This is a genomic window from Desulfovibrio sp. 1214_IL3152 (genome assembly GCF_036763055.1).
GTDB lineage: Bacteria > Desulfobacterota > Desulfovibrionia > Desulfovibrionales > Desulfovibrionaceae > Desulfovibrio.
Window position 1 is genome coordinate 1 of record NZ_JBAIYW010000561.1, and the last position, 12,454, is coordinate 12,454.

Consider the following 12,454-nt stretch of genomic DNA (forward strand, 5'->3'; position numbering starts at 1 on the left):
GGCCCGGCCCCCTGCCCGGAATAGGCCGCAGCGGCGGCGTGCCTGCAGCAAGTCTGACGGCAACCACGCTCCGGACTAAAACAGATTAACGTTGAGAATGCACATTCTCAATATTTAAGACACGCTCACTTCGGCGCTTAACAGTGCAAATAAATTGCGTTTACTTACGCAGCCGCCAGAGCAGTTTCACAATGAAAATGCCCTGACGGCATGGCTTGCCGGGCGGCAGACAGCACCGGCCAAGGGTACGGTTATATGTCACCGGGCAGATAAGGCCCTGATTATGGTATAAATAACGGCGGGCCTGCTCCAACATACGTTTGGACTACGCAATTGGGCCGAACCCTGAACGCCGGGCAAGCAGAACGCGATATTGTGCAAAAAAGTACGCAAGTATTGCAGTCCGGCGGTAAAGGGGCTTGACGCCCTTTGCGCTTCCCCTTTATATGAAACAGCCTTATCCGTAAGGCGCGAGGGCGGAATGAAAGCACAGGAATTGTTCAGGAAGCACAAAAGTGAAATTGTTCGCCTGTGGGCCGAGGGGGTGTTTGACACCTACCCGTTTGAAACGACAGGTTTTTTGCGCACGCGCAACGATCCTTTTGCCAACCCTGTCGCCCATATGACCAAAGAGGCGGCCGGGGCGCTGTATGACGCCATGGCCGGTGAGCATGTTGATCCTGGGCAGACAAAAAAGGCCCTTGAAAGGTTTATCAGGCTGCGCGCTGTGCAGAAGTATGCCCCCAGCCAGGGATTGGGCGTGTTTTTTCTCATGAAGCCCATTCTGCGCACGCATCTTTTGCCCGAGTTCATAGCGCTTGGCGACACAGCCTCCTACATGGAAGCCGAATCGCGCCTGGACAGTCTCACCCTGCTGGCCTTTGACATGTATACTGAGGCCCGCGAGGTCGTGGCAGACCTGCGCATAACAGAAATTCGCAACCAGTACGCCCAACTGGCGCGCTGGGCGCAAAAGCTGGAAGGCGGCCCTTCGCATCCGGCGGATTAACGCTGAACCCCGCATTCTCCTGCCTGCGTCATGCCTGGCGGGTCTTTGGAGTGTGCGGCCCAGGCATTTCTCAATATCCCGTGGTGGGCTTTTGAGGCAACTTTAGTGGAAGTGAGGTAGGGAATGTTCAATTCATTACTGCTGGTGCTGCTCATAGGAGCCATCGCCTGGGCGGGAGCGGCCGTAGGGCTTGCGCCTCTGTTCGGCGTTGTGCTGCCTTATGTCGCAGTCGTCGTTTTTATCGTCGGTGTTATCTGGCGCATGGTGTACTGGGCCAAATCGCCAGTACCCTTCTCCATCCCCACCACCGGCGGCCAGGAAGTTTCGCTTGATTTCATCAAGCCCAACCGGCTCGACAGCCCCAGCAACACCTGGGACGTGGTTCGGCGCATGTTTCTGGAAGTGTTTTTCTTCCGTTCGCTGTTCCGCAACACTGTTGCCGATGTGCGCGAAAATGACCCCATCAGCAACGGGCCGCGCACCATCTATTTTTCCTCCAAGTGGCTCTGGGTGTTTGCCCTGCTGTTCCACTACTGTTTCCTGCTGGTTTTCATCCGCCACTTCCGCTTCTTCATGGAGCCCATCCCGTCCTGTATTTCCTTTCTGGAAACCATCGACGGCATCATGCAGGTCGGTTCGCCCCGCTTTTTCATGACCGGCGGACTGGTGCTCGTGGGCGTGCTCTTTCTGCTTGGTCGCCGTATTTTCGACCAGCGCCTGCGCTATATCTCGCTGTTCAACGACTATTTCCCGCTGTGGCTTATTATCAGCATCATCAGCTCCGGCCTGTGCCTGCGCTATTTCGACAAGACCGAAATCGCCCAGGTCAAGATTTTCGTCATGGGCCTTACGCATTTTGCGCCCGTGTCCACCGCCGGCATCAACGCGCTGTTCTTCACCCACCTTACTCTGGTGTGCGTACTGCTGATCTACTTCCCCTTCTCCAAGCTCATGCATATGCCGGGCGTGTTCTTCAGCCCCACGCGCAACCTGGCTAACAATTCCCGCCGGGTACGCCATATCAACCCCTGGAATCCGCCCAAGCAGTACTTCACCTACGCCGAGTACGAGGATACCTACCGCGAAGCCATGGCCGAAGCCGGGCTGCCGCTGGAAAAGCAACCCGAAAAGGCCGCCGAGTAAGGAGTCTTCATCATGGCAAAATTACCTACACCGCAAATGCTTGTCGCCAGCCGTCCGGATTTTCCGGCCGAAGACTGGCTTGACGTCAAGCCGGAATTCACGCCGGGCAGCTTCTGCTATCCGGCCAAAAAAGATACCATGGAACTGCTGCACATGCCCAATCCCCACGAGTGGGACCCGGCTGCAGAAGACTGGAATCTGCCCGAAAACTGGGAAGAAATCCTGTGCGACGCCTTTGCCGACAGGCTTGAGAAGCACCGCTCGCTCAAGCTCTTTATGGACATCTGCGTGCGCTGCGGCGCCTGTGCGGACAAGTGCCACTTCTTCCTCGGCACCAACGACCCCAAGAACATGCCCGTGCTGCGCGCCGAGCTTCTGCGCTCGCTCTACCGCCGCGACTACACCATGCTGGGCAAGCTTCTCGGCAAAAAGGTCGGCGCTCGCGGCTGGGACATTTCCGTAGTCAAGGAACTGTTCTACTACGCCTACCAGTGCACCGAATGCCGCCGCTGCTCCCTCTTCTGCCCTTACGGCATCGACACCGCTGAAATCACCGCCATTGTGCGTGAACTGATGCATGAAGTGGGCCTTGGCACACACTGGATCATGGACCCGGTGAAAAACTGCAGCTTCACGGGCAACCACCTGGGCATCCAGCCCCACTCCTTTGTGGAAATTGTGGAAATGCTGGCCGATGACTGCGAAACCATCACCGGTATCCGCCCCAAAACGCCCTTCAACGAAAAGGGCCACGAAATCCTGTTCATCACGCCCTCTGGTGACGTGTTTGCCGACCCCGGCATCTACACCTTCATGGGCTACCTCATGCTCTTCCACGAGCTTGACCTTGACTACACCTTCTCCACCTATGCTTCTGAAGGCGGCAACTTCGGTTCCTTCACCTCCTTCAACATGGCGAAGAAGCTCAACGCCAAAATGTACGCCGAAGCCGAACGCCTGGGTTCCAAATGGATTCTGGGTGGCGAATGCGGCCACATGTGGCGCGTGATCAACCAGTACATGGATACCTACAACGGCCCGTCGCCGGCCAATATGGAAGTTCCCGTGTCGCCCATCACGGGTACGGTGTTCAAAAACGCCGCCTCCACCAAGATGGTGCACATCGCGGAATTTACGGCCGACCTGATTCACCACAACAAGCTGAATCTGGATCCCAGCCGTAACGACCATATCGTCACCACCTTCCATGACAGTTGCAACCCCGCACGCGCCATGGGCCTGCTGGATGAGCCGCGCTACGTGCTGAATGCCGTGTGCAACCACTTCCACGAAATGCCCGAAAACACCATCCGCGAGCAGACCTTCTGCTGCGGCGCCGGTTCGGGCCTGAACACCGAAGAAATCATGGAACTGCGCATGCGCGCCGGTATGCCCCGCGGCAATGCCCTGCGTTTTGTGCAAGAAAAATACGGCGTCAACCACATGGCCTGCGTGTGCGCCATCGACCGCGCCACCTTGCCCCCGCTTGCCAACTACTGGGCGCCCGGCGTCAATGTGAGCGGGCTGCACGAACTGGTGGGCAACGCCCTTGTCATGAAGGGCGAATGCAAGCGTACCATGGACCTGCGCCAGGAAGATCTGCCCAACGTGGCGGATGATGAGGATGCGCCCGAAGCGCAGGGGGAGGGCCAATAAATGTATAACGCCAAAGCAGTTATCGTCGGAATCGTCATCTTTGTGGCCCTGTTCACCTCCCCTTTCTGGTTGAGCATGATGGGGCAGGACTATAAGAGCACAGGCATTGAGCTGCCCAAGGGCGAAAAGGAATGCATCGAGGACGTGCAGTTCATGCGCGACCAGCACATGCGCCTGCTCAATGAATGGCGCGATGAGGCCCTGCGCAAGGAAAACCGCGTTTATGTGGCGACCAGCGGCAAAAAATGGAACATCAGCCTGCAGAATACCTGCTTGAAGTGCCACAGCAACTACAAGGAATTCTGTGAAAAGTGCCATACAGCCAACGGCGTTGATCCGTATTGCTGGACTTGCCACATCATTCCCCAGGGGAGCAAGTAATGAACAAGAGCAGAAGAAGCTTTCTGAAAGTGGCGGGCTTTTCGGCCTTTGCCCTTACCAGCGGCATGGCTGCCCTGTCTGGCGTGGCCCAGGCGCAGATTGCCCCCGGCAAGTATGAACGCGCGGCCAACGCCCTGCACGCCAAGCGCTGGGGCATGGTTATCGACACGCGCCAGTTCAAGGGTCCCGAAGACTACAAGCCCCTGATCCAGGCGTGCCACAGCTTCCACAACGTGCCGCACATTCCTGACAATCAGGACATCAAGTGGCTCTGGCTGGACAGCTACGCCCATGTCTTCCCTGACGACATGAATGCGCACCTGAACACGCACACCCGCGAGTCCATGTATCCGCTTTTGTGCAACCACTGCACCAATCCGCCTTGTGTGCGCGTGTGTCCCACTCAGGCCACCTACAAAATGGACGACGGCATTGTGGCTATGGACTACCACCGCTGCATCGGCTGCCGGTTCTGCATGGCCGGCTGTCCCTACGGCGCGCGCTCGTTCAACTTCAAAGACCCGCGCAAGTTCCTGGCGAACCCCGTGCCCAATCCCGAATATCCCACGCGCATGATCGGCGTGGTGGAAAAATGCACGTTCTGCGCTGAGCGTCTGGCCGTGGGCCAGATGCCCGCCTGCGTGGAAGCAGCCAATGGCAAGATTCTTTTCGGCGACCTGGAAGACCCCAATTCAACGGTGCGTCAGGCTTTGGCGACCAACTACAGTATTCGCCGCAAGCCCAGCCTGGGCACACAGCCCGGCGTTTACTACCTCATCTAGGGAGAACAGGCCATGCTTGAAAAATTGCTCGACGGTCCCAAGACCTTCTACATGTGGCTGCTCTTTCTGCTCGTCGTCATCGCGGGTTGCGGCCTTGTGTATCTGGATCAGTTGTACAACGGTCTCTCCGTCACCGGCCTGAGCCGCGACGTTTCGTGGGGACTGTATATTTCGCAATTCACCTATTTCGTGGGCGTGGCTGCCTCGGCTGTTATGCTGGTGCTGCCCACCTACTTCCATCATTACAAAAAATTCAAGCGCATGATCATTTTCGGCGAATTCATGGCCGTGGCGGCCGTGGTCATGTGCGCGCTGTTCATCGTGGTGGACCTGGGCCAGCCCCAGCGCATGCTTAACGTCATGCTCCACCCCTCGCCCAATTCCGTCATGTTCTACGACATGATGGTGCTCATCGGCTACCTTGGCCTCAACATCATCATTGGCTGGGTCACCCTTGAGGCCGAAAGGCACGAGATTGACCCGCCCAAATGGATCAAGCCCCTTATTTACCTTTCCATCCTGTGGGCTTTCTCCATCCATACGGTTACGGCCTTCCTGTACGCAGGCATCCCCGGCCGCCATTACTGGCTCACCGCCATCATGGCTGCCCGCTTCCTGTCCTCGGCGTTCTGTTCCGGTCCCGCCATCCTGCTTCTGCTCATGATGGTGCTGCGCCGCCTGACCAGCTTCGACCCCGGCAAGGAAGCCGTGAAAACCCTGACCACCATCATCGTTTATGCCATGTGCATCAACGTGTTCTTCTACCTGCTGGAAATCTTCACCGCCTTCTACAGCGGCATTCCCGGGCATGAAGAACCCATCCACTTTCTCTTCTTCGGTCATGAAGGACATCTGACCTGGGTGAGCTACTGGATGTGGGGCGCCGTAATCATGGCCTTTGCTTCTCTGGCCCTGCTTATTCCGCCCAAAATGCGCGAAAATGCCAACGTGCTGCCCATCGCGCTCATCATGCTGGTGCTGGCCTCGTGGATCGACAAGGGCCTCGGCCTGCTGGTCGCGGGCTTCACTCCCAACATGTTTGAGGCTTTCACGCCGTATATGCCTTCGGCCAAGGAAATTGCCGTTGCTCTTGGCGTGTACGCCATCGGCGCCCTGGTGCTCTCCCTGCTGTGGAAGATCGCCCTTGGCGTCAAGATGGAAGTGAACCACATGCACGACTAGACCACGCCGCAGTGCGGATGGTAAAAATCCGCGCTGCCGCAGATAAACATTTTCAATGTCTGTCTGCGCAAGGCCCGGCAACGGCCGGTCAGTCTCATAAAAACAAGCCCCTGCGCGGATATGCCCGCGCGGGGGCTTTCATATACGCGCACATTGTGATAAAATGAACTTATTGGCTTACAATGTTGAAAATATGCCATGAAAAGATCTGCCCGCATGATGCAGCAAGCACACCAACAGTGCGCGCAAACACAGCAGACGGTTTTTGTGTCGCATGACGGCAAGTCCCCACAAAAATGCATGCCGGCTCCTCACGGCCTGAAGTCCAGGTCATCGGCTGTACAACAAGGCGACATGCTTGACTTTCACAGGTCTCAAAAGGCATAGTGCAGGTCAATGCCGCCATTTTTTTGCAAGGAGATCAAGATGAAGCAAGCGCTCAAAGACGCCATAACCATTTGCAAAACTTTTTTGCGCAACGGTTATGACGCTCACGTCATCAACGCCCCCTTGCAGGAACATCTGCTCGAAAGGGCCGAGCAGCCGGCTGTAGACATTGCCTGCGAACCCGATATGGACACGCTGTTCAAGCTTTTCCCCAAGGCTCAGGCCGCGCCTGAAAAACGCGCTCTGGCTGTTATGGAAGAGAACGGCGTCATATACCGTTTTTATCCCCTCGAAGTGGCCGCAGCCGGGCATCCCGAGCTTTCGCTCATCAAGATTACCCCCACCATGATTGACCTCATGAGCCACGACGAGCGCCACAAGCTGCGCCTCACTGGCTTCAGCACCCCCGAATACACCGGCGATGTGTATGACGGCTTTGAGGACATCAAGAGCGGAGCCATCTGCCTTACCGGCCTGCCCGACGAAACCCTGCGGCACGATTACCTGCTGGCCGTGCGCGCGCTGCGCTTTGCCGCCAACTTCGACCTGCCCATCGAGCCGAACACCTGGCTGGCAATTGTGCGCGCCTCCACCCGTGTGCTGGACTACGTTCCCGCCACGGACATTATGGACGAATGGCGCAAGGTTTCCGCTGAAAACATGCACCGCTTCGTGCGGCTTCTCTTTGACGCCCATATTCTTCAGAGCCTTATCCCCGAAGTGGCGGCTCTTTCCTGCCTGACCCAGATGCGCAACAAGGAAGGCGACACTGAAAATGTTTTCGAGCACACCCTTGAGTGCATGAAACGTTACCCCGAAGAAGATTTCCATTACGACTGGCTCGGAACAATGGCCATGCTTTTCCACGACGTGGGCAAGCTGTATACGGGTGAATACTTTGACGGCCAGTGGACCTACTACCAGCATCACCGCGTGGGGGCCAAGGTTACGCGCAAGATTCTGCGCCGACTGCACTTTGCCCAGGAAGACATTGACCTGCTCTGCCATCTGGTGCGCAATCACATGCGCTTCCACTTCATGATGACCGACCGCGGCATTCGCCGTTTCAAGGCGCTGGACGATTACCCCCGTCTTATTGCCATGGCCCGGGCCGACCTCAAGGCGCGTGACGGCATCCCCACATCGTTCAACCACAATATGAAGTATCTTGACCGCGCTGAAACGCCGGAACAGATGCTGGAACCCCTGCTCAACGGCAATGAAATCATGAACGAAACCAAGCTTTCGCCCGGCCCGCAGGTGGGGATCATCCGTGACGCCCTGCTCAAGGCCCAGGTTGCCGGGGAAGTGACGGACCTGGAATCGGCCGTGAGTTTTGTGCGCGCGTATGCGCGAAAATCTGTAGGATAATGGCTGAAAGCCCTTGCAGCTGAAATAGCTGTTTATTGAGGCCGTCTCTGAAATGGGACGGCCTTATTTTTTTTGATGGGGCGGTCTTATTATTTTGGGGGTGATTGCACGCGAGGGGGGGGGCACTGCTGTTGCCTCCCAATTTCGCCTCCCATTAGGTTGCACGAAATGTGCCCTGCGCGCACGACTTCCTTCATCGAGTGCACGTTCATTTGCCAGCTGGTGCAATCCCTTGATGATATCCTGCGCGCTGTACGACGTTCTATCACAATGCCCTCCTTCTTGAAGGAAGATGATAGCGACTGCGGCGCATCTGTTTTTCATGGGCCAGCTTGGCAAAGTCGTCCTGCAATCATTTGCCAGCAAGGATTTGAGACAAGTCCTTGGAGATCATTTCAGGTGTGAAATGCTCCAATGTTTCTCGGTGGTCTCAGAGTATTTTAGAGCCTTCAGGGCAGTGCAAGGGCAGCAGGCAGTCACGCCTTGCGGCGCTTGAACCATTTGCACACAACACGATGTCAATTTGATTTTATTCTATCTTTTACCGTTTGTTGCACATGTTGATAATCACAGCAAAGTGATTGAAATAATTCTTTTTGTTGTATGGACAGTGCTTCATCGCTAAGTTTTGAAAGATGCTGATGGCGATGCATAATAAAACTAGATACTTGCTGCAAACCACTTGAAGGCGTGGGGGTAAATTTTTTCGCCAGCAGCAGAAAAGATACACTAAAATACTGCTCTGCCAGCGCAAGATGATTATCGTCAGTGTTAGCGTTTTCTGCAAACGTTGCGGCCTTCAGTATGGCTTTAGCCGCTTCTTCCATCAATTTCAGGGCAAATGGAGGCGTACTTGTAGACAGGGCGCAGGCACTACGGATGGTACCCGCGCCATGCGCCAGCCAGCCGAAAAATTTCCCCGCCCGGGGGAAGCCCGGATTTTCATTCAACAGCGCGCTGATTTTGAAGCGCAGCGCACTGCTGTGGGCCAGTTGTTGTGCCTGCTGACTTATCATGCTTGAGCCGTGCAGGCGGTAAATAACCAGTCCGTCGAGGTTGGTTCCCATACGTTTACCCAACGCGGCGCAACGCAACCAGTAATCATGATCCTCACAAGCTCTCAAGTCTGTATTAAAGAATCCCGTTGTCTGTACGGCTTTTGCCCGCAACATAAAAGTGTGAACGGGCGAGATAACGCTGTGGCATAGATGCATGTCAAGATGACCAGATCTTAACGGCCACAAATAACATGAATGCTTTTCTGGATTATCCTTGTCTTGCGTTATCTGAAGACTCAGGCAGACGCTGATATCCAGTTCTGGATGGTCCATAAAGTTGTTCAGCTGACTTGCCAACATGCCGGGTGTCAGCAGGTCGTCCGCATCCAGAAATACCATATACTCGCCACCCGCTGCCCGGATGCCAGCATTGCGCGCCGCTGAAAGCCCCTGATTTTTTTGATGGATATAGCGAATATTCGCCCCCATGCCTCGGGCAACGGTGGCAGTGTTGTCCTGGGATCCATCGTCCACAACAATAATTTCCACTGACAGTCCGCTTTCTTGCTGTCTCAAAACGCTATTAACGGCATCTGGCAAAAAATGAGCATAGTTGTAGCAGGGGATGATGATCGAGATGAGAGGCATTGAAGGAGTCATTATCTTTCCTTACACGGGCGGCCCTGAAACTGAATGAAACAATGATGCTCTTATAAAGCAAAAGGCAGCCGTATCGTTTCAAAAAACTGATCAAAAGCACTAATAAATAGTATAAAGCCGTAGCGTCTATCGTCAATCCTTTTAAAATTTTCATATTAAAACCATTCCGCTGCTAGCACCAGGCACGCGCAATAGCGAAGGCAAGGGCAGGAAAACTGTTCAAAATCGTTTCATCGTTCATCACAGTGTAATATTATGATTTTATTATACTATTTTCCAGAGATTCGTCTGTTGCCGGATGTGCCGCGCATGACAGGTGTCATCGATGGGGTGCGGCAATGGCCCGCCGTTACAGTGAGCCACGTCGGCCACAATGATCCACAGCCATTGTTTCCTGGTTCACAACGCTTTTGTCCGAAAGCGATGGCCGTCATGAAAGTCCTTCTGCACCGGGTGCACGACCATGCCCTGCCCGACAGCAGCGCGTGCATTCTGGTCCCCATCTGGCCGAGGGGCATCACAAAGGCCGCCATCAACTGGGTCGCATGGCTGAATGGTATTGCCCCCTCCAATGACTTGCGCAAATGGTTTGACCACGACATAGAAAAATGGACAGAGTTTCAAAAACGCTATGCGGCCGAACTTGTCGCCTGCGGCCCCCTCGCCCTTCTGCCCGAACTTCCCACGGCACACGATATGATGGTCTTTCTGTACGCCGCAAAAAACCTTGTGAATGGACGCGACAAAGAGGGATTTTTCGTGAAGCCATTTTAAATCGCGTTGAATTCGCCTGGCCCCCAAATTGCGGCTCGTCGCGCAACTCCAGAATGAACTTTTCATGGTCAAGCCCGATCCTGGCGGATGGAGAACGATGTGGTCGTCGGCTTTGGCTTTTCACGGCATCAATGCCCTGAGCCTGATACCGTTTCCACCATTTACGCAGAGCCAGACGGGAGATTCCACAACGCCGACTAACAAGACCTCCGCCCCCTGATTCCTCGTAAAGCTTTATCCACTGACGGCGTTGCCGGACTTCTTTTTCCATTAAAGAAAAAATATCGGCAAATTGGATGATGGTTATGAATCACATACGTTACCGCCACCATCCATTCGCCGCGGGCTTTCCATCAACAAATCCCCTTGTACTCTTCCCCTCCACCCGGTAAACAAAAGGCGGGCCTTACGCACAGGGCGCGGCCGCAACCGTAACACAGGATGCACAGTCCGGCAGGACCATGACAAATCTTCTCAATCTCACACTTCCCGAACTGGAAGCATGGATGCAGTCAGAACTGGGCGAGCCGAAGTTCCGCGCCATGCAGTTATGGCAATGGATATGGCAGCGCCTGGCGCGTGATTTCGACACCATGACCAACATATCCCGCCCCTGCCGCGAGCTTCTGGCCGCCAAGGCCTGTATTGTCTGGCCGGAAGTTGCCGCCGTGGAAGAAAGCCGGGACGGAACCACCAAATTTCTGCTGCGCCTTGAAGACGGCGCGCAGATAGAAACCGTGCTTATCCCGTCTGATTCGCGTGAAGGCGTACGCCGCTGGACACAATGCCTGTCCTGCCAGGTGGGCTGCGCCATGGGCTGTACCTTCTGCGCCACAGGGCAAATGGGCTTTGAGCGCAACATGACCATGGGTGAAATCCTCGGCCAGATTCTGGTGGCCCGGGAATATCTGGGAGACACCCGCCTGCACTGGCCCATACTGCGCAACCTTGTTTTCATGGGCATGGGCGAACCCTTGCTGAACCTGAAAGAAGTCATGCGCTCGCTCGAAAGCCTTAATAACGACAAGGGGCTGGGATTTTCTCCCCGCCGCATCACGGTTTCCACCTGCGGCATTGAAAAGGGGCTGAGAGAACTGGGCGAATCCGGTCTGGCCTTTCTGGCCGTATCGCTGCACGCCCCCAATCAGGCCGTGCGCGAACGCATCATGCCCAAGGCTGCCCGCTGGCAACTGAACGACCTTATGGCTTCGCTCAGATCCTATCCGCTCAAAACGCGCGAACACATCACGTTTGAGTACCTCATGCTCGGCGGCGTCAACGACAGCCTGGAACACGCCAAAGAGCTGGCCCCCCTGGTCAGTTCGGTCAAGGGCAAGCTGAACATCATCGTGTACAACGCTGCGGAAGGTTCCCCGTATAAAGCCCCCAGCGAAGAGCGCGTGCTGGCGTTTGAAAAATACCTCTGGAGCAGAGACATCACCGCCATTATCCGCAAAAGTAAAGGGCAGGACATCAAGGCGGCTTGCGGCCAGCTCAAGGCCGCCAGACAGACGGATACGTCCGAAACGACCCAAACGACCGACACAAGCAGCACAAGCGCCGATTCTTAGAGCAGATTAACATTGAGTCGGTGTTCTGCCCCAAAATACGTCTTCTGCTCCACCCTCTGCCCCCGGCCGCTCCTTCGACCTGCCTGCCAGAAAAACTCCTGGAACAGGCTGAAGCCATAATAAAAGTTTTGGGGGGTGGGGGCGTGGGGGAGGAGACCCTTTTACAAAAGGGTCCCTCCCCCACAAACTCTTTCAAATATAAAGGCCCGGCCTTTTACAGACCCGGCCGCTTTAATTTGCCATTACTGCCGGTTGATTGATCCGCATCAGCTCTTAAAAGCCTGCTTGCCAAGCTCCAGTGCCTTCAGGTTCACTTCCTGAAGCTTCGAGGGCAGGAATTTTTTAATGGCCGCCTCCAGCGCATCCACGCCAAAGGGCAACACACCGGAGGCACACACCGCGCTCAGGAGCACCGTATTGCCGCTCTGCACCGAACCTGCCTGCCTGCCCAGTTCGCGGCAGGGAATGAAAAGACACTGTCCCGCCGCCGCGCGCACGCTGGATTCAATATGCGCCATGTCGGGATATACGGCCTTGCCC

At 55.5% G+C, this 12,454-nt stretch carries 11 protein-coding genes and 1 pseudogene; 9 read left to right on the plus strand and 3 right to left on the minus strand.

All coding sequences use genetic code 11. From position 1 onward, the window contains the following. The first annotated feature begins 481 nt into the window (after positions 1-481). From V6C07_RS11770 to V6C07_RS11800, 7 genes are all read left to right on the plus strand, one after another. Positions 482-1,009 carry an RsbRD N-terminal domain-containing protein gene (locus tag V6C07_RS11770; RefSeq protein WP_333536668.1) on the plus strand — a complete coding sequence of 176 codons (528 nt, stop codon included), beginning with the start codon at positions 482-484 and terminating at the stop codon, positions 1,007-1,009. Positions 1,010-1,132: 123 nt separating this feature from the next. Further along, positions 1,133-2,152, plus strand: a complete 1,020-nt coding sequence (gene dsrM, locus V6C07_RS11775; RefSeq protein WP_333536669.1) for a sulfate reduction electron transfer complex DsrMKJOP subunit DsrM — start codon at positions 1,133-1,135, stop codon at positions 2,150-2,152. Between the two features lie 12 nt (positions 2,153-2,164). After that, positions 2,165-3,808: a sulfate reduction electron transfer complex DsrMKJOP subunit DsrK gene (gene dsrK, locus V6C07_RS11780; protein WP_333536670.1), complete on the plus strand. Its 1,644-nt coding sequence runs from the start codon at positions 2,165-2,167 to the stop codon at positions 3,806-3,808. Beyond that, positions 3,809-4,189, plus strand: coding sequence for a sulfate reduction electron transfer complex DsrMKJOP subunit DsrJ (gene dsrJ / locus V6C07_RS11785; RefSeq protein ID WP_333536671.1), 381 nt, complete (start codon positions 3,809-3,811; stop codon positions 4,187-4,189). Next, on the plus strand, positions 4,189-4,971 hold the full coding sequence (gene dsrO / locus V6C07_RS11790) for a sulfate reduction electron transfer complex DsrMKJOP subunit DsrO (protein WP_333536673.1): 783 nt from the start codon (positions 4,189-4,191) through the stop codon (positions 4,969-4,971). The genes dsrJ and dsrO overlap by 1 nt, the downstream gene beginning before the upstream one ends. Positions 4,972-4,983: 12 nt before the next feature. Beyond that, positions 4,984-6,153, plus strand: a complete 1,170-nt coding sequence (gene dsrP, locus V6C07_RS11795) for a sulfate reduction electron transfer complex DsrMKJOP subunit DsrP (RefSeq protein ID WP_333536674.1) — start codon at positions 4,984-4,986, stop codon at positions 6,151-6,153. 426 nt (positions 6,154-6,579) lie between these two features. Then, positions 6,580-7,911, plus strand: coding sequence for an HD domain-containing protein (locus tag V6C07_RS11800; RefSeq protein ID WP_333536675.1), 1,332 nt, complete (start codon positions 6,580-6,582; stop codon positions 7,909-7,911). A 518-nt stretch (positions 7,912-8,429) separates the two neighbouring features. On the opposite strand, the gene V6C07_RS11805 is transcribed toward V6C07_RS11800, so the two are convergent. Continuing rightward, positions 8,430-9,569, minus strand: a complete 1,140-nt coding sequence (locus tag V6C07_RS11805; RefSeq protein ID WP_333536676.1) for a glycosyltransferase family 2 protein — start codon at positions 9,567-9,569, stop codon at positions 8,430-8,432. Positions 9,570-10,001: 432 nt separating this feature from the next. On the opposite strand from V6C07_RS11805, the gene V6C07_RS11810 reads away from it, so the two are divergent. Next, positions 10,002-10,343 (plus strand): DUF488 domain-containing protein, encoded by a 342-nt coding sequence (locus V6C07_RS11810; RefSeq protein WP_333536678.1) that lies wholly within the window; start codon positions 10,002-10,004, stop codon positions 10,341-10,343. Here the strand turns inward: V6C07_RS11810 and V6C07_RS11815 are convergent. Next, positions 10,287-10,614 (minus strand): annotated as a pseudogene (locus V6C07_RS11815) (helix-turn-helix domain-containing protein); the annotation flags it as partial. The gene V6C07_RS11810 and the pseudogene V6C07_RS11815 sit on opposite strands and share 57 nt — an antisense overlap. A 190-nt stretch (positions 10,615-10,804) precedes the next feature. On the opposite strand from V6C07_RS11815, the gene rlmN reads away from it, so the two are divergent. Further along, positions 10,805-11,914: a 23S rRNA (adenine(2503)-C(2))-methyltransferase RlmN gene (rlmN, locus tag V6C07_RS11820; RefSeq protein WP_333536679.1), complete on the plus strand. Its 1,110-nt coding sequence runs from the start codon at positions 10,805-10,807 to the stop codon at positions 11,912-11,914. 266 nt (positions 11,915-12,180) lie between these two features. Here the strand turns inward: rlmN and V6C07_RS11825 are convergent. Then, the coding region (locus tag V6C07_RS11825) for a 2-oxoacid:acceptor oxidoreductase family protein (RefSeq protein WP_333536680.1) at positions 12,181-12,454 on the minus strand (274 nt) is incomplete at its 5' end.